Below are 16,553 nucleotides of genomic sequence, written 5' to 3' on the forward strand. Positions count from 1 at the left end.
GAACAAGTCTGTCCGTTTTCTGTCCGTTGCTGCTGTGGCCGCTTTTGCCGCTTTTGGTGCCCACGCTGATGAAGCCGATGCTTCGCAGTTCGCCACCAAGTTCGAAACCAACCGCACCCGCGCTGAAGTGGCTGCTGAAGCCGCTACCGTGGCCCAGACCCGCTCCATCGAGCCAGCAGGTTCGCGTGTGGTGACCTACAAGTCCACGGCTGACCGTGCTGCCGTGCGTGCCCAGGCTGCTGAAGCCGTGCGCACTGGCCAGATCTCTGCTGGCGAAATCGGCAACGCGATGTAATTGCCAGAGGCCCAATGCGGACCGCATGAGGGCTTTGTGAGAAGTGCCAATGCAAAAAGGCCGGGGCCCTGTGAGGGGCCCCGGCCTTTTTTGTCTGACAGACATCAGCTTCTGAGCGGAGATAGCGCCACCAGCCACGTCTCCAAAGCCAGTTGGTAGTCATGGTGGTGAGGCGACACGTACCCATCACTTCAGGCACCCGCTGCAAGCTATGCTCGGGTGCCGGAAATAAAAAAACCCGGCATCGCCGGGTTTTTTGTTCAGCACCGCGATGCCCGCGAAGGATCACTTCTTTTGGCGGAACTTGCGCAATGCCGCAATCTGGGCAGCCATAACAGCCAGCTCGGACTGGGCCTTGGCCAGATCGATGTCGCTCTTGGCGTTCTTGAGCGCTTCTTCGGCGGCAGACTTGGCTGCGTTGGCCTTCTCGTCGTCCAGGTCCTTGCCACGGATGGCGGTGTCGGACAGCACGGTCACGCAGTTGGGTTGCACTTCCAGAATGCCACCGGCCACGAAAACGAACTCTTCGCCACCGTCAGCCATTTCGATGCGCACCGAGCCCGGCTTGATGCGAGTGATCAGCGGGGTGTGGCGGGGGTAAATGCCCAGTTCGCCAGCTTCGCCGGGCAGAGCGACAAAGCGCGCTTCACCGGAGAAGATGGACTCTTCGGCACTGACCACATCAACGTGGATGGTGTTCATCATTGCTCCTAGGAAAAGGTGGGTTGCTTGATTGCTGAAGGCCGAGCCGCCATGGACAGCCCGGCCGACGGCTCATCAGGCCACCTTCTTGGCCTTTTCGAAGGCTTCGTCAATGGTGCCCACCATGTAGAACGCTTGCTCTGGCAGGTGATCGCATTCGCCGTTGACGATCATCTTGAAACCACGGATGGTTTCCGACAGGGGAACGTACTTGCCTGGGGAGCCCGTGAACACTTCGGCCACGTGGAAAGGCTGCGACAGGAAACGCTGGATCTTGCGAGCGCGGGCCACGGCCAGCTTGTCTTCAGGAGCCAGTTCGTCCATGCCCAGAATGGCGATGATGTCGCGCAGTTCCTTGTAGCGCTGCAGCGTGCCCTGCACGGCGCGGGCCGTGGTGTAGTGGTCTTCGCCCACCACGTTCGGATCCAGCTGGCGGCTGGTGGAGTCCAAGGGATCCACGGCGGGGTAGATACCCAGCGAAGCGATGTCACGCGAAAGCACCACCGTGGAGTCCAAGTGGGCGAACGTCGTGGCAGGCGATGGGTCGGTCAAGTCATCCGCTGGCACGTACACGGCCTGGATGGAAGTGATCGAACCGACCTTGGTGGACGTAATACGCTCTTGCAGACGGCCCATTTCTTCAGCCAGCGTAGGCTGGTAACCCACGGCGGAAGGCATACGGCCCAGCAGAGCGGACACTTCGGTACCGGCCAGCGTGTAGCGGTAGATGTTGTCCACGAAGAACAGCACGTCGCGGCCTTCGTCACGGAAGGATTCCGCAATGGTCAGACCGGTCAGGGCCACGCGCAGACGGTTGCCTGGGGGCTCGTTCATCTGGCCGTACACCATGGCAACCTTGGACTCCTCGAGCTTCTCCAGGTTCACCACGCCGGAATCGGCCATTTCGTGATAGAAGTCGTTCCCTTCACGGGTACGCTCGCCCACACCAGCGAACACCGACAGACCGCTGTGGGCCTTCGCGATGTTGTTGATGAGTTCCATCATGTTCACCGTCTTGCCCACGCCAGCGCCACCGAACAGGCCGACCTTACCGCCCTTGGCGAACGGGCAGACCAAGTCAATCACCTTGATGCCGGTTTCCAGCAGCTCTTGCGACGGCGACAGTTCGTCATACGCAGGGGCCTTGCGGTGGATGGAGGCCGTCAGCTCCTGGCTCACGGGACCACGTTCGTCGATGGGCGCACCCAGCACGTCCATGATGCGGCCCAGCGTCGCCTTGCCCACAGGCACGGTGATGGAGTTGCCGGTGTTGGTCACCATGATGCCGCGGCGCAGGCCGTCGGACGAACCCAGGGCAATGGTACGCACCACGCCGTCGCCCAGCTGCTGTTGCACTTCCAGCGTCAGCGACGAGCCTTCGAGCTTCAGGGCGTCATAAATCTTGGGCATCTGGTCGCGGGGGAACTCAACGTCCACCACAGCGCCGATACATTGAACAATCTTGCCTTGCACTTGAGCCATTTTTCGCTCCAATAAAGTAGTTTGTTGAGCTGCTTACACAGCAGCGGCGCCAGCCACGATTTCCGAAAGTTCTTTCGTGATCGCTGCCTGGCGCGTCTTGTTGTAGACCAGCTTCAACTCGCCAATGACGCTGCCGGCGTTGTCGGTGGCGGCCTTCATGGCCACCATGCGTGCCGACTGCTCGGACGCCATGTTTTCCGCAACCGCCTGGTAGATCAGGGACTCGACATAACGGACCAGCAGCTCGTCGATGACGCTTTGCGCATCGGGCTCATAGATGTAGTCCCAGCCGTGTTCCGTCTTCTCAGCCTGCATCCGCTCGGAGGACAGGGGGAGCAGCTGCTCCACCACCGATTCCTGCTTCATGGTGTTGATGAACTTGGTGTAGCTCAGGTACACCGCGTTGATCTTGCCTTCTGCGTATGCATCGAGGAGCACCTTCACCGGGCCAATCAGCTTGTCCAAGTGGGGGGTGTCGCCCAGACCCGTCACGTGCGAAACCACCTTGGCGCCCACACGGTTCAGGAAACCCAGGCCCTTGTTGCCAATCGCCACGGCTTCGGTCGAGACGCCAGCACCTTGCAGTTCACGCAGCTTGGTCGTCACGGCACGCAACACGTTGGTGTTCATGCCGCCGCACAGACCCTTGTCTGTGGTGATGACGATGACGCCAGCGGTCTTGGCATCGTTCACTTTCATGAACGGATGCACGTACTCTGGGTTGGCCTTGCCGAGGTTGGCTGCAATGTTGCGGATCTTCTCGCTGTATGGGCGGGCAGCCCGCATCCGGTCCTGCGCCTTGCGCATTTTGGATGCAGCCACCATTTCCATGGCTTTGGTGATCTTCTTGGTGTTTTCCACCGATTTGATCTTGCCGCGTATTTCCTTGCCTGCTGCCATGATGGCTCCTCGTCCGGTTTAAGCGAACGACTTCTTGAACGCGGCGATCGCTGCGGTCAATTCGGCTTCTGCGTCCTTGTCCATGGCCTTGGCCTGCTCCAGCTTGGCCAGCAAAGCGGCGTGGCTGGTCTTCAGGAACTGGTGCAGGCCGTGTTCGAAGTCGAGCACCTTCTTGACGTCGATGTCGTCCATGAAACCCTTGTTCACAGCGAACAGCGTGGAAGCCATCAACGAGATGGACAGTGGGCTGTACTGTGCTTGCTTGAGCAATTCGGTCACGCGGGCACCACGGTCCAGCTGCTTGCGGGTGGCTTCATCCAGATCGGAAGCAAACTGCGCGAAGGCAGCCAGTTCACGGTACTGGGCCAGGTCGGTACGGATACCACCGGACAGGTTCTTCACCAGCTTGGTCTGGGCAGCACCACCGACGCGCGACACCGAGATACCGGCGTTGATGGCGGGGCGGATACCGGCGTTGAACAGGCTGGTTTCCAGGAAGATCTGACCGTCGGTGATCGAAATCACGTTGGTAGGCACGAAAGCGGACACGTCGCCGGCTTGCGTTTCGATGATGGGCAGTGCCGTCAGCGAACCCGTCTTGCCCTTGACTTCACCCTTGGTGAAGGCTTCAACGTAATCGGCGTTCACACGGGCTGCGCGCTCAAGCAGACGGCTGTGGAGATAGAACACGTCGCCAGGGTAGGCTTCGCGGCCTGGTGGGCGGCGCAGCAGCAGCGACACTTGGCGGTAGGCAACGGCTTGCTTGGACAGGTCGTCGTACACGATCAGGGCGTCTTCGCCACGATCACGGAAGTACTCGCCCATCGTGCAGCCAGAGTAGGCAGACACGTACTGCATAGCGGCCGATTCGGAAGCCGATGCGGCTACCACAATCGTGTATTCCATGGCACCGGCTTGTTCCAGAGAGCGCACCACGTTCTTGATCGAAGAAGCCTTCTGACCAATGGCGACGTAGATACACGTCACGCCCTGGCCCTTCTGGGCGATGATGGCGTCGATGGCCACAGCGGTCTTGCCGGTCTGGCGGTCGCCAATGATCAGCTCGCGCTGGCCACGGCCCACGGGCACCATCGAATCGATGGACTTCAGGCCGGTCTGCAGGGGCTGATCCACCGATTTGCGGGCGATCACGCCAGGAGCGACCTTTTCAATCACGTCGGTGAGCTTGGCGTTAATAGGGCCCTTGCCGTCGATAGGCTGACCCAGGGCGTTCACCACGCGGCCGATCAGTTCGGGACCAACGGGCACTTCCAGAATGCGGCCCGTGCACTTGACGGTATCGCCTTCGGAGATGTGCTCGTACTCGCCCAGAATCACGGCGCCCACGGAGTCGCGCTCAAGATTCAGCGCCAGACCGTAGGAAGGCTGACCGTCCTTGGTGGCGGGGAACTCGAGCATTTCGCCCTGCATCACGTCCGACAGGCCATGAACGCGCACGATACCGTCTGACACGGACACCACGGTGCCCTGGTTACGGATATCGCTGCTGGCTGCCAGACCTTCGATGCGGCTCTTGATGAGTTCAGAAATTTCTGCGGGATTGAGTTGCATGACTCTTTCCTTCTTTCTTTGGTTCGCTGTCCTCGTCGCGCATTACGCGATGAGGACCGCTTTCATTTGTTCAAGACGGGCCTTGACCGAAGTGTCCAGCACCTCGTCACCCACCACTACGCGAATACCACCGATCAGGGACTCATCCAGCTGTACAGCGAGATTGAGCTTGCGGCCGAAGCGCTTTTCCAGCGCCGCGCTGACCTCGGACAGTGCAGCACTGTCCATCGGAAATGCGCTGTACACCACGGCATCCGAGGATCCGTTGCGACGATTCACGAGGGCACGAAACTGCGCAGCCACTTCCGGGAGCGCATCAATGCGTCCGTTGTCGATGACTGTGCGCAGGAAATTTTTGGCCATATCCGGCAGGGCCGAGCGAGCGACCCCGGTGAATACGGCGAACACTTGGTCTGCCGTCACCTTGGGGTTGTCCGCCAACTGACGCAGCTGGGGGTTGGCGGCAATCGCCGCCAGTTCGTCCATCCAGGCAGCAGTGCCGCCCAGATCGACGCCCGCACCCGCAGTGGCAGCCTTGAACAAGGCATCGGCGTAAGGGCGTGCAATGGTGGCGAGTTCAGCCATGTGTGTCCCCTTACAGCTCGGTCTTCAGGCGGTTGAGCAGGTCGGCATGGACGCCAGCATTGACTTCCTTGCGGAGAATCTGCTCAGCACCCTTGACGGCCAGCGCTGCCACCTGCTCACGCAGGGCTTCGCGGGCTTGGACCGTCTGCTGCTCGGCTTCAGCGCGGGCAGCAGCAACAATCTTGTTGCCTTCCTCTGTGGCACGGGCCTTGGCTTCTTCGATGATGGCCTGGGCACGACGGTCGGCGTCCGCAAGACGCGAGGCCGTCTCGTTGCGCGCCTGTGACAATTCCTTTTCAACGCGCTGGTTGGCAGCGGTCAGTTCGGATTTGGCACGGTCGGCAGCGGCGAGGCCATCGGCGATTTTCTGGGCTCGTTCATCCAGCGCCTTCGCGATCGGGGGCCACACGAATTTCATCGTGAACCACACGAGGATCAGGAAGACGATGGCCTGAACGAACAGGGTCGCATTGATACTCACGGCAACACCTTTCTAAAGTGGCGTTGAACGGGAATTACTTGGGCAGGTTGGCCAAGAGCGTAGAAACGAAGGGGTTGGCGAAAGCGAACAGCAGGGCGATAGCCACACCGATCAGGAACGCAGCGTCGATCAGACCGGCCAAGATGAACATCTTGGTTTGCAGTTCGTTGATCAGCTCAGGCTGACGTGCCGAAGATTCGAGGAACTTGCCACCCATCAGGGCGATGCCGATGGAAGCGCCGATAGCGCCCAGACCAACGATCAGACCACAAGCCAGAGCGACGAGACCGAGAATGTTTTCCATGATGACTCCTGAGTTAAAAAAGAAAAGTTAAGGAAAGAAAAAACGAAAGGGAAACTTAGTGCGCGTTGTGCGCCTGACCGAGGTAAATCAGCGCCAGCATCATGAAAATGAACGCTTGCAGCGAGATCACCAAAATGTGGAACAGCGTCCAGATGGTGCCAGCGATGACGTGGCCCACAGGCAGCAGCACACCCGACAGCGACAGGGCCGCAGCTCCGCCCATGAGGGCGATGAGCATGAACACCAGTTCGCCAGCGTACATGTTGCCAAACAACCGCATGCCGTGGGACACGGTGTTGGCGACATATTCAATGATCTGCATGAGCAGATTCACCACGCCCAGAATCAGGGCGAAGATGGGATTCTTGCTGGTGCCAAATGGAGCCGACACCAATTCATGCGCCCAGCCGCCGGCGCCCTTGATCTTGACGCTGTACCAGAAGCGCAGGATCAGCACGGCAAAAGCGAGACCCAGCGTGGTGGACAGGTCGGCCGTGGGCACGACACGCAGATACGCGTGGTGAGGATCGTGGCCAGCGGCGCCATAGATCTGCGCCCAGATGGCAGGCAGCAAGTCCACGGGCAGCATGTCCATGAAGTTCATCAAAAAGATCCACACGAACACCGTCAGACCCAGGGGTGCAATGAACTTGCGGCTTTCAGCGTTGTGGATGTTCGCCTTGGCTTGGTTGTCCACCATCTCGACCAGCATCTCGACCGCCGCTTGGAAGCGGCCAGGCACGCCAGAGGTCGCCTTACGGGCAGCTGACCACAGAATCAAAAGGGTCAACGCACCCAGAACCAAACCTACGATGATCGAGTCGTAGTTGATGACGGTGAAATCAACAATCTTGGTCTGGTTGACGTTTTGAAGATGCTGCAGGTGGTGAACGATGTATTCACTTGCAGTCGGAGCGTGCGCTTCTGCGGCCATCGGACAACTCTTCTCTCTATCAATCGGTTTTTCGGACACCAGGCCGCACCAAAAGTGCCACCCAGTACGTTTTCATTGCGACCACCATGCCAACCAGCAAGGCAATCCAGTTCAATCCCGGCACCAGCCGAGGTGCCGCCGCCAGCAGCGCCACCGTCAGCATGATCTTGGCGATTTCCCACCCAAAGAACCCCACCATGGCGGCCCGCGGGTTGGATAACGCCTTGTGACGCAACACACCACGAGCAAACAGTGCAGCCGGGGCCACCACTGCCAGGGCGCCATAGGCTGCTGACCAGCCCACCACCGCCCTGCCCGTCAGAACCCAAGCCACCAGGGCCACCAGCATTCCAACCAGCGCCTGACCTGCCACCACCCTCCACACCGACAGGGGCGGATGGCGACTGCGCCACTGCTGCGCCTCTTGGGCCGTCAGGGGCTTGAAGTCAGATTCTTCAGCCTCAGTTTCAGTCTCTGGCGGGATTGTTTTCATTGATGAATGACGCCCGCGTTACAGACCGCAACTTTTACAAAGCCTCTAATTATAAGTAAAAACCCATGGCAGCAGACGAAAACCCGCAAACACGCCTGTGGGCTTCGTGTGCGCCTGCTCTGTTGTGGTGATGCGCCAACGGCTTTTGCGCTCCAAAAACCTCGCGCAATGCACCGATCTGGCGCACGCCAAACACACAATTCAGACACCCTCATCAGCCCGTGGCGCACAATGACAGTGCATGCCTAGCTATTGAAACTGCAGCATCCCTACCACCGCGATCCACCATGACATCCTCCAATCCGCCGCCCGCCAACGGCCTCGATACGCAGGCAACAGATCCACGCAAAGACTCGCTGATCGAATACCCCTCCAAGTTCCCGATCAAAGTCATGGGCGCCAAGGTGGACGGCTTCGTGCACGCGGTGACCGAACTGGCCCGCCAGTTTGACCCCACCTTCGACGCCACCACCATTGAACTGCGTGACAGTCGCGCAGGCAATTACCTCGGTGTAACCATCACCATCACGGCGACCAGCCGCGAGCAGCTGGACGACCTGTACCGTGCACTGTCATCGCATCCGCTGGTGAAAGTGGTGCTGTAGCCGCTCCCTTGCAAGTTGCACCATGACGATTGACATCCGCCTGCTGGGCCGCGTGGACTACTCCAGCACTGTGCAGGCCATGCAGGACTACACGACCACACGTACGCCCTCTGACCCGGATAAGCTTTGGATTTGTGAGCATGCGCCGCTTTACACGCAAGGCATTGCGGGCAAAAGCGATCATATCCTTCACCCGGGCGATATCCCCGTGATAGCGACCAACCGGGGCGGACAAGTGACCTTCCACGGCCCGGGCCAGGTGGTGGCGTACCCGCTGATCGACCTGCAACGCGCAGGCTATTTCGTCAAGGAATACGTCTACCGCGTCGAAGAGTCCGTGATCCGCGCGCTGGCGCACTTCGGCATCACGGGTCACCGGGTTGCCGGCGCACCCGGCATTTACGTGCGCCTGGATGATCCGCACAGCCACTCCATGCTGCCCCAGCGCCCCCAAAAACGAACGGGCTCGGAGGCGCCCACGCCCGACTTCGAAGGCCTGGGCAAGATCGCAGCCCTGGGCATCAAGGTCAGCCGCCACTGCACCTACCACGGCGTGGCGCTGAACGTGAACATGGACCTGGAGCCCTACGGCCGCATCAACCCTTGCGGTTACGCAGGATTGAAAACGGTGGACCTTTCTACAATCGGGGTCCACACCACTTGGGAAGAAGCCGCGCAGGTGCTGGGCCAGCAGCTCAGCATCCGGTTGGCGCCCTGAACTCTGCCTACAGCCATGAGCACCCCTGAAGTCGTCCGCGAAGCGCAATCCATCGAAGCCTACAACCCGCTGGCCAAGCAAAAGGCTGCGGCCAAGCTGTCGCGCATTCCGATCAAGGTGGAACAGGGCGAAGTGCTCAAAAAGCCCGAATGGATCCGAGTGAAGGCGGGCAGCCCCACCACGCGCTTCTACGAGATCAAGGAGATCCTGCGCGAACACAAGCTGCACACGGTGTGCGAAGAAGCCTCCTGCCCCAATATTGGCGAATGCTTTGGCAAGGGTACGGCCACGTTCATGATCATGGGCGACAAGTGCACGCGCCGCTGCCCGTTCTGCGATGTGGGCCATGGCCGCCCCGACCCGCTGGACAAGGACGAGCCGCTGAACCTGGCAAAGACCATTGCCGCGCTCAAGCTCAAGTACGTGGTGATCACCAGCGTGGACCGCGACGACCTGCGCGACGGCGGCAGCGGCCACTTTGTGGAATGCATCCAGAACATCCGCGAGCTGTCTCCCCAGACGCAAATTGAAATCCTGGTACCCGACTTCCGCGGCCGCGATGACCGCGCCCTGGAAATCCTGAAGTCCGCGCCACCCGATGTGATGAACCACAACCTGGAAACCGCACCCCGCCTGTACAAGGAAGCGCGCCCAGGCTCCGACTACCAGTTCAGCCTGAGCCTGCTCAAGAAGTTCAAGGCCTTACACCCCAACGTGCCCACCAAGAGCGGCATCATGGTCGGCCTGGGCGAGACAGACGAAGAGATCCTGCAGGTGATGCGCGACATGCGCGAACACCACATCGACATGCTGACCATCGGCCAGTACCTGGCCCCCAGCAACAGCCACCTGCCCGTGCGCCGATACGTGCACCCCGACACCTTCAAGATGTTCGAGGAAGAGGCCTACAAGATGGGCTTCAGCCACGCGGCTGTGGGCGCCATGGTGCGATCCAGCTACCACGCGGACCAACAGGCGCACGCCGCTGGGGTTTGAACACTCTTACCGCCCCTGGTGTGCACGCCTACCCCCACCAAGTGCGAATGCAACCCACTATCGATTTGCAGTAGGCCTAGCCGTCTTTTCCGGTGTGGCTGTTGATGCCGGAGATGGCGATGGCGTTGCTGCACGTGGCCGAATAGGCGTATCCGCCACGGCTTTGATCTTATCGACAGCTATAGATACCGGAGCCTCCGCCGGGCACAATTCGGCAGGGTCAATACCACTGCGCACCTGCCCGGCATCTGCGGGCGAAGGCATATCGGCGCGCGTCACGTTCAGTGCAGGCAACAACTGCCCCATTGCACTCAATGTACGCGCCTGGGCTACCACTTGATCGTACCGGGCATTGATGTAAGCCCTGCTGGCTTGGAACGCTTCGTTCTGGGTGTCGAGCAAATCAAGCAAGGTGCGCTGCCCCAGATCGAACTGCTGACGATAGGCTTCTCGAGCTTTTTCAGTCGATAGCCTATGTTGGTCCAGATAAGTCATCTGTTCGACCAACCGCTTTACATCGTTGAACGCAATCGCCGTGGTCTGGCGCACATCCCGGCAGGCTTTTTCCTTGAGTTCACGCGCCTGGAACTTGTTCTCCACAGCCTGCTGCTCGCGCGCCTTGTCGGCTCCGCCACGATAAAAATTATAGGTGAGCACAAGTTCCACCGCGCTATCGCGCGATCGTCCCTGCTCCCCAATCAAATTGCGGTCCCACGATTGACGCGCTCTGAAATCGAGACGGGGCATGAAGCCCGCCTTCTGCGACGCAATACCGGCCTCACTGGCCAACATATTCTCAGTGGCGGCATTTATGGTGGGGTTGTTGTTCAGCGCCAAACTGATCACCTCCTCCGTTTTTTGAGGAAGTTGTGAGAGCTTGAAGCCTTCAGGCAAGGGCGCCAATGCGCCAGGGGGCAGCTCACCAACTAACCGCTGGTAGCGCGCGCTGACATCGTGCAGGTTCGATACCTCTGTCAGGAGATTCGACTCGGCCAACGCCAAGCGGCCTGTCGCCTGCTCCAGATCAACTCGACGACCCACTCCAGCCGAAGTACGCTCATCAATCTGGTTGGTCGTCAGCTTGTGCTCAACATAGTTTTGCTTCGCCTGCTCGACCAACTCGCGGTAACGCGCGACATCGGCATATGCCCGCACAGCCTCCAGCGCAGCGGTCTCAGACGCTTCAACCAACTCGTAGTAGCGCGTCAACTTCGCGTGCCCCAGACGCTTGACTTCGTTGCTGGTGAAAAACCCGTCAAACAACATCTGATTGAGCGTCAATGCCGAACCTGTATGTTGATACGAACCAGTGCTCCCTGACGGACGTACACGGCTTTCTCTCCCTGTACTGGCAATCGCATCAAGCTGCGGCAAAAAGCCAGCTCGCGCAACTCCGCGCTCTGAATCGGCAGCTCGAAAACCGAACCAGCGCGCTTGCACATCCGGATTGCTTGTCACGGCCTTTCTGGCCGCATCAACAAGTCCTTCGGGAAGTGCTTGCGCAGAAGCACTCGTGCTGACAACAACAGCGGCAGTGATCAGGGTAAGAGGCAGTTTCATGGCGACTCCGAATCGTTTGTGATGCAGAATCGAAACGTAACATTTACCTTGAAACTCGCACAGTTTTTTTTTACAAAATAGCCACTGCGGGCCTGTCAAGGTACTTTTCAGCAAGGTAGCCGCCGCGTTTTCCGCGTTTCATGCCCTTCCTGCCGTCACTTTTCCAAAACGTACCCCGGGTCACTGCGCAACTTCGGGTGCTGGTGGCGTTCACCATCGCCCTGGCGCTGGGGGTGGTTTTCAGTGCCCCCGACCTCGACAAGATCCAGGCGCTGGCATTGCAACGTTATGGCGCAAAAGGTGCGGATCTCGTCATTGCCTGGCGGGCCATGATGACCGAGGGAAGCCACCTGAGCGAGCCCGAGAAGCTTGCCCATGTCAACAATTTCTTCAATCGGCGCATGCTTTTTGAGAGCGATATTGCCGTCTGGCAGCAGGATGACTACTGGGCGACGCCCCTGGAGTTCATGGGAAGAAATGCCGGTGACTGCGAAGATTTCTCTATCGCCAAGTACATCACACTGCTGCACATGGGCGTGCCCAACGCGAAGCTACGCATGATCTATGTGCGCGCCCGGATCGGTGGCGCCGGCAGCACCAAAAGCGAAGCACACATGGTGCTGGGCTACTACGCCAACCCTGCGGACGAGCCCATGGTGCTAGACAACCTGATCACCAACATCCGGCCCGCATCGTCCAGGGCCGATCTTTCACCCGTCTTCAGCTTCAACAACGAAGGCCTCTGGGTCTCCGGCGCCACCTCCTCCTCGGCAGACCCGACGGCCCGCCTGTCGCGCTGGCGCGATGTCCTCGAACGCATGCGGCAAGAAGGCTTCTGAGCGCTGCGCCATTTCTCGGAGATACAGCACCATGTCACTCACCAAACAACTCTGGCTCGCCATCGGACTGGTCATGGCGCTTGCGTTTGGGGGCAGCATGCTGGTCAGTGTGCTGTCTGCCCGGCACTACCTGCAGCAGCAGCTGCAGGTCAAGAACATCGACAACGCAACCTCGCTGGCTCTGGCCCTGTCGCAGCTGGACAAAGACCCCGTGACTGTCGAACTGCAGGTGGCCGCGCAATTCGACGCCGGGCACTACCGCTTCATCCGCATTGTGTCGCCCACCGGCCAGACACTGGTCGAGCGCAGCTTCTCCGGCACATTGCAGGGCGCGCCGGGCTGGTTTGCGCGGCTGATCCCCATGAATGCCGAGCCCGGCCGGGCCCAGATCCAGGACGGCTGGAAACAATACGGCACCCTCACCCTCGCCAGCCACGACCAGTACGCTTACCAAAGCCTGTGGACGGGCACCCTGGAGCTGCTGGCCTGGTTTGTCCTCGGCAGTGTCGTTGCAGGTGGCGTTGGCACCCTGGCCGTCAAGCGCATCACCAAGCCCTTGCGCGATGTGGTGGCGCAGGCCGAGGCCATCGCGGACCGGCGCTTCATCAAGATTGCCGAGCCGAACACGCCGGAGCTGCGCAGTGTCGCGCGTGGCATGAACGACATGGTCACGCGCCTGCGGTCGATGTTCGGCGAAGAGGCTGCGCGCCTGGACGGCTTGCGCAAGAAGGTCAATCGCGATGCGGTGACCGGGCTCTCTAGCAGGGACTACTTCCTGTCGCACCTTCAGGAGGCGCTGGAAGGGGAGCAATTCCTCTCAGCAGGCAGCTTGGTGATCCTTCAACTGACCGATCTCGAAGGGCTGAACACCCAACTGGGGCACCAGAAGGCCGACGCGCTGCTCAAGCACCTGGGCACCGTGCTGTACAAGAGCGGCGAGGGCAAGCCCGGCCAGCGCGCCGGTCGGCTCAAGGGCGGCGAGTTCGGGGTGTTGTGCCCCTCCACACCGTCGCCGCAAGAGGCCGCGCAGGACATCTTCGCCAGCCTGTCCTCCCTGTGGCTTCCCCACTGGTCGGCGTTGGTGCCGGATTTGTTCCACATCGGCGCGGTGGGATACCGCAGGCAGGAGCCCTTGGGCGAACTCTTCAGCCGAGCCGACGAGGCGCTGGCCCGTGCGGCGTCCTTCGGGCCCAACAGCATGTATGTTGATGAGGGCGAACACGCCGCCGACGCGCGGCCCGCCGAACAGTGGCGTACCCTGCTGACCGAGGCGGTCAGCGGCGGCCGGCTACAACTGGCTTTCTACCCCGTGGTGAATGGCAGCGGGGACGGCGCCATCCACCAGGAAGGCGTGATCCGCCTAGTGGCCGATGCCTCGGGCGCCCTGCTGTCGGCGGGCGACTTCATGCCCATGGCGGCCCACCTCAACCTCACGGCCCCCATCGACCTGCGTGTGGTGCGCCTGGCCATCGAGCACCTGCGCAGCTCGGCCGGAGACATTGCGGTCAACCTCTCCGCAGAGACCATCGCGGACTTCCGCTTCCGCAACGAACTCACCCAGATGCTGCACACCTACCCCGACATGTGCGCGCGCTTGCTGTTCGAGGTGCCAGAGTACGGCGTGTTCCGCGCCTTCGATGCCTTCAAGGAGCTGGCGCACACCTTGCAGCAACTGGGTTGCCGCGTGGGCATCGAGTATTTCGGCCAACGCTTCACCGAGGGCAACAAGCTCGCCGACCTGGGGCTGGACTACATCAAGGTCCACCCCAGCTACGTGCGCGGCATTGGCGACAACCTGGGCAACCAGGAGTTCCTGCGGGGCCTGTGCAACATCGCTCACGCGATTGGCATCCAGGTCATCGCCCTTGGGGTGGAGTCGCGGGACGATCTGCCCCTTCTGGCGTCGCTTGGCTTTGACGGCGCCACCGGACCAGGCATCCGCTAAACGGCAAGGCACTGGACGGGGCGCTCGCCCCGTCCACCGCGAACGTGTTCGTACACCATCGGGGCCCGGAGTCAACACCCATCAATTGTTTAAAACTGATCGCAAACTCTTTTACTCCCATTGGCGGAAACGGCCATTCTTATTGAAAACTCAATAGAAAAGGCCCTCACGCTGCGAAGCGCAAGGGCCTGGAGGCAAGGGCCACAGCGGCCGAAGGCGCCTGGAACACCGTCCCAGGCGCGTGGCATGGTCAGTCGTCGTTCGGCTTGACCTCAATGGTCGCCACGCTGGGCGCCCCCAAGGCCAAGTCCACTGCCAGGGCTGCTGGCGTGGTGTCTTCCACCACCACCGTCTGCGACGCGCCGCCGCCCGCAGACCCGTTGCTGTCGAGCGTGACGGTGGTGTCGCCCGCAGCGTCGGCCGCAGGTGGCAGGCTCGCCAGCAGGTCGCCGCCATCGTCCGCCAGCAGGTCGGCCACTTCGATCTTGTCGCCTTCGATCAGGTCCTTGACGACATCCTTGTCGGCGCCGCCCGGGGTGCTGTCCGCCAAGTTGATCTTAATGGTGTCGTCGTCATCACCACCAGTGAGCGTGTCGCTGCCTTTGCCCCCCACCAGGGTATCGATCCCCTTGCCGCCATCCAGCGTATCGTTGCCTGCCTGGCCGTCGAGCTTGTCATCGCCATCGCCGCCCTTGACCACATCATCGCCCTTGCCAGCCAGCACCGTGTCGTGGCCAGCGCTGCCCACAATGGTTTCGGAAGCGTCGCCGCCCTTGACGGCCAGCCCGCCATTCACCGCATCAGACAACACCACCTTGTCGCCATCGAGTTTGGTGTCAGTATCAATCACCACCTTCACGTCGATCGGCTTGGCCAATTTGTCGCCATCGCCATCCACAATCACGGCCTGGAAGTCGATCCACACTTGGTCGGCATAGACAGGCTTGGTTACGGTTTCGGTCATCGTGTGGGTGATCGTGATCTTGTCGTCCAAAGAGAAGTCCGTGCCCGGCTTGGCCTCAAAGTACGCTGTGTTCACATTCTCCAGCGTCACGGCCACAGGCGTTCCATCGGCCGTTGGCGACTTGCCATCACCGAGGTTGTCGTTCGATGTATTGGTGTTGGTTCCGGACACCTGTTCAGAACCGGTCACGCTAGCCCCACTGCCCGAGGTCACCACAGAACGGATCGCTGCTGTTTCCGTTTTCAGCAGGTTGTTGAGCTGGAACTCCACCTTGTCAGCGGTCAGGCGAGTGCCATTGGCATCAAAGAGCTCGACAACCAAACGCTCTCCGGCACCGTCGCCAGCGTCCTCCGCATCGTCTTTGTCGTTCTTGCCATATTTCTTCGACAAATCCAGATCGTCGTTGTCGATCAGGTAGTGCGTATCGCCCTCACCGACACCAAAGCCACCACCGTTGCTCGCGTTCCCGTCCACTGACCAGAACTTAACCTTGGCGTCATCGTTGCTACTGCTGCCATCGGGAGTGATGGAGGAGTCCTCCACAGAGACCTTCCACCCATCGAGCTGACCGTTCGACTTGTAGACGGGTATCACGCTGTTCTGAACAACCTCGTCCCGCGCAGCCGATACCTTCACATAGTAGCCACTGGTGCTGTCGGTATAGGTCACGTTCTTCTGCCAGCCGTCTTCAGCGACCTTGGTCGAATTACCGTCCTTGTAGCTCACATCGTCAGAAGCGCTGTCGCCGAACCGGATGGTCTTCTCAACCTGCTTCTGTTCCTGCGTCGTGCCCACCTGTACCTTGTCAGCCACAGCCATCATGTTGGTGACATAACTCGTGGTGCCATCGGCGTTCACCACGCCCTCTACAGTAAAGGCGGTCTTGATCTCACCGCAGTCTTCGTACACCGCCTTGATGGTGCCGTCGGAGGTGGACTGGTAATACACCTTGTTGCCATCCACCGTCATCACCGTGGACTGCACCGAGCCCCCCTGCATATAGGACAAGGATACGTAGCGCAGCGACGAACCGCCCACGGACGCCGTCGTGGTGGCGGCCATGTTCACATCCGCCCCCACCACATCGGCCCCGACGCGGGCGCCCAGGTCAGCGACGACCTCGCCCACACCGCTGTTGGCGACCAGCGTGTCTTGCGTGCCCCCCACGTAGACCGGCG

General features: G+C 60.4%; 16 protein-coding genes and 1 pseudogene. 6 read left to right on the forward strand and 11 right to left on the reverse strand.

Features of this window, described 5'->3' with window-relative positions:
* The first annotated feature begins 19 nt into the window (after positions 1–19).
* The gene (locus tag ISS20_RS17615) at positions 20–295 is read left to right on the forward strand and encodes a DUF4148 domain-containing protein (protein WP_291438250.1); all 276 of its coding nucleotides are present in this window, start codon (positions 20–22) and stop codon (positions 293–295) included.
* A 285-nt stretch (positions 296–580) separates the two neighbouring features.
* On the opposite strand, the gene ISS20_RS17620 is transcribed toward ISS20_RS17615, so the two are convergent.
* From ISS20_RS17620 to ISS20_RS17660, 9 genes are all read right to left on the reverse strand, one after another.
* Positions 581–997 (reverse strand): F0F1 ATP synthase subunit epsilon, encoded by a 417-nt coding sequence (locus tag ISS20_RS17620; protein WP_015012216.1) that lies wholly within the window; start codon positions 995–997, stop codon positions 581–583.
* A gap of 75 nt (positions 998–1,072) precedes the next feature.
* Positions 1,073–2,479 carry a F0F1 ATP synthase subunit beta gene (gene atpD / locus ISS20_RS17625; RefSeq protein ID WP_291438238.1) on the reverse strand — a complete coding sequence of 469 codons (1,407 nt, stop codon included), beginning with the start codon at positions 2,477–2,479 and terminating at the stop codon, positions 1,073–1,075.
* Positions 2,480–2,512: 33 nt separating this feature from the next.
* Entirely contained in the window at positions 2,513–3,379 is an 867-nt protein-coding gene (atpG, locus tag ISS20_RS17630; protein WP_291438239.1) for a F0F1 ATP synthase subunit gamma, read from the reverse strand.
* 18 nt (positions 3,380–3,397) lie between these two features.
* The gene (gene atpA / locus ISS20_RS17635; protein ID WP_291438240.1) at positions 3,398–4,951 is read right to left on the reverse strand and encodes a F0F1 ATP synthase subunit alpha; all 1,554 of its coding nucleotides are present in this window, start codon (positions 4,949–4,951) and stop codon (positions 3,398–3,400) included.
* A 42-nt stretch (positions 4,952–4,993) separates the two neighbouring features.
* Complete coding sequence (locus tag ISS20_RS17640) at positions 4,994–5,536, reverse strand: F0F1 ATP synthase subunit delta (protein WP_291438241.1); 543 nt, start codon at positions 5,534–5,536, stop codon at positions 4,994–4,996.
* A gap of 10 nt (positions 5,537–5,546) precedes the next feature.
* A complete protein-coding gene (locus ISS20_RS17645; protein ID WP_056058864.1) occupies positions 5,547–6,017 on the reverse strand; it encodes a F0F1 ATP synthase subunit B in 471 nt (156 codons plus the stop codon).
* A 34-nt stretch (positions 6,018–6,051) separates the two neighbouring features.
* Complete coding sequence (gene atpE, locus ISS20_RS17650) at positions 6,052–6,321, reverse strand: F0F1 ATP synthase subunit C (RefSeq protein ID WP_015012210.1); 270 nt, start codon at positions 6,319–6,321, stop codon at positions 6,052–6,054.
* Positions 6,322–6,376: 55 nt separating this feature from the next.
* Complete coding sequence (gene atpB, locus ISS20_RS17655) at positions 6,377–7,255, reverse strand: F0F1 ATP synthase subunit A (RefSeq protein ID WP_291438242.1); 879 nt, start codon at positions 7,253–7,255, stop codon at positions 6,377–6,379.
* A gap of 19 nt (positions 7,256–7,274) precedes the next feature.
* Positions 7,275–7,748, reverse strand: coding sequence for an ATP synthase subunit I (locus ISS20_RS17660; protein WP_291438243.1), 474 nt, complete (start codon positions 7,746–7,748; stop codon positions 7,275–7,277).
* A 287-nt stretch (positions 7,749–8,035) separates the two neighbouring features.
* Here ISS20_RS17660 and ISS20_RS17665 point away from each other — a divergent pair, with 287 nt between their 5' ends.
* From ISS20_RS17665 to lipA, 3 genes are read left to right on the forward strand one after another with little or no spacing between them, the layout of a single operon-like run.
* Positions 8,036–8,353, forward strand: coding sequence for a DUF493 family protein (locus ISS20_RS17665; RefSeq protein WP_291438244.1), 318 nt, complete (start codon positions 8,036–8,038; stop codon positions 8,351–8,353).
* A 22-nt stretch (positions 8,354–8,375) separates the two neighbouring features.
* A complete protein-coding gene (gene lipB, locus ISS20_RS17670; RefSeq protein WP_291438245.1) occupies positions 8,376–9,071 on the forward strand; it encodes a lipoyl(octanoyl) transferase LipB in 696 nt (231 codons plus the stop codon).
* Between the two features lie 15 nt (positions 9,072–9,086).
* Positions 9,087–10,067, forward strand: coding sequence for a lipoyl synthase (lipA, locus tag ISS20_RS17675; protein WP_291438246.1), 981 nt, complete (start codon positions 9,087–9,089; stop codon positions 10,065–10,067).
* A gap of 57 nt (positions 10,068–10,124) precedes the next feature.
* Here lipA and ISS20_RS17680 read toward each other — a convergent pair whose 3' ends face one another.
* Positions 10,125–11,627 carry a TolC family outer membrane protein gene (locus tag ISS20_RS17680; protein WP_291438247.1) on the reverse strand — a complete coding sequence of 501 codons (1,503 nt, stop codon included), beginning with the start codon at positions 11,625–11,627 and terminating at the stop codon, positions 10,125–10,127.
* 140 nt (positions 11,628–11,767) lie between these two features.
* Here ISS20_RS17680 and ISS20_RS17685 point away from each other — a divergent pair, with 140 nt between their 5' ends.
* On the forward strand, positions 11,768–12,466 hold the full coding sequence (locus ISS20_RS17685) for a transglutaminase-like cysteine peptidase (RefSeq protein WP_291438248.1): 699 nt from the start codon (positions 11,768–11,770) through the stop codon (positions 12,464–12,466).
* A gap of 31 nt (positions 12,467–12,497) precedes the next feature.
* Complete coding sequence (locus ISS20_RS17690) at positions 12,498–14,411, forward strand: EAL domain-containing protein (protein ID WP_291438249.1); 1,914 nt, start codon at positions 12,498–12,500, stop codon at positions 14,409–14,411.
* A gap of 250 nt (positions 14,412–14,661) precedes the next feature.
* Here the strand turns inward: ISS20_RS17690 and ISS20_RS17695 are convergent.
* A pseudogene (locus tag ISS20_RS17695) lies at positions 14,662–16,553 on the reverse strand (hypothetical protein); the annotation flags it as partial.

Source organism: Acidovorax sp. (assembly GCF_016783915.1).
In the GTDB taxonomy this organism is placed as follows: Bacteria; Pseudomonadota; Gammaproteobacteria; order Burkholderiales; family Burkholderiaceae_C; genus Acidovorax.

What these genes read in the sequence shown, in the direction of transcription:
- ISS20_RS17660 (WP_291438243.1), bottom strand. Translation starts at nt 7,748, where the DNA reads ATGAAAACAATCCCGCCAGAGACTGAAACTGAGGCTGAAGAATCTGAC.
- atpA (WP_291438240.1), bottom strand. Translation starts at nt 4,951, where the DNA reads ATGCAACTCAATCCCGCAGAAATTTCTGAACTCATCAAGAGCCGCATC.
- atpD (WP_291438238.1), bottom strand. Translation starts at nt 2,479, where the DNA reads ATGGCTCAAGTGCAAGGCAAGATTGTTCAATGTATCGGCGCTGTGGTG.
- ISS20_RS17680 (WP_291438247.1), bottom strand. Translation starts at nt 11,627, where the DNA reads ATGAAACTGCCTCTTACCCTGATCACTGCCGCTGTTGTTGTCAGCACG.
- atpG (WP_291438239.1), bottom strand. Translation starts at nt 3,379, where the DNA reads ATGGCAGCAGGCAAGGAAATACGCGGCAAGATCAAATCGGTGGAAAAC.
- lipA (WP_291438246.1), top strand. Translation starts at nt 9,087, where the DNA reads ATGAGCACCCCTGAAGTCGTCCGCGAAGCGCAATCCATCGAAGCCTAC.
- ISS20_RS17685 (WP_291438248.1), top strand. Translation starts at nt 11,768, where the DNA reads ATGCCCTTCCTGCCGTCACTTTTCCAAAACGTACCCCGGGTCACTGCG.
- ISS20_RS17665 (WP_291438244.1), top strand. Translation starts at nt 8,036, where the DNA reads ATGACATCCTCCAATCCGCCGCCCGCCAACGGCCTCGATACGCAGGCA.
- atpB (WP_291438242.1), bottom strand. Translation starts at nt 7,255, where the DNA reads ATGGCCGCAGAAGCGCACGCTCCGACTGCAAGTGAATACATCGTTCAC.
- ISS20_RS17640 (WP_291438241.1), bottom strand. Translation starts at nt 5,536, where the DNA reads ATGGCTGAACTCGCCACCATTGCACGCCCTTACGCCGATGCCTTGTTC.
- ISS20_RS17620 (WP_015012216.1), bottom strand. Translation starts at nt 997, where the DNA reads ATGAACACCATCCACGTTGATGTGGTCAGTGCCGAAGAGTCCATCTTC.
- atpE (WP_015012210.1), bottom strand. Translation starts at nt 6,321, where the DNA reads ATGGAAAACATTCTCGGTCTCGTCGCTCTGGCTTGTGGTCTGATCGTT.
- lipB (WP_291438245.1), top strand. Translation starts at nt 8,376, where the DNA reads ATGACGATTGACATCCGCCTGCTGGGCCGCGTGGACTACTCCAGCACT.
- ISS20_RS17690 (WP_291438249.1), top strand. Translation starts at nt 12,498, where the DNA reads ATGTCACTCACCAAACAACTCTGGCTCGCCATCGGACTGGTCATGGCG.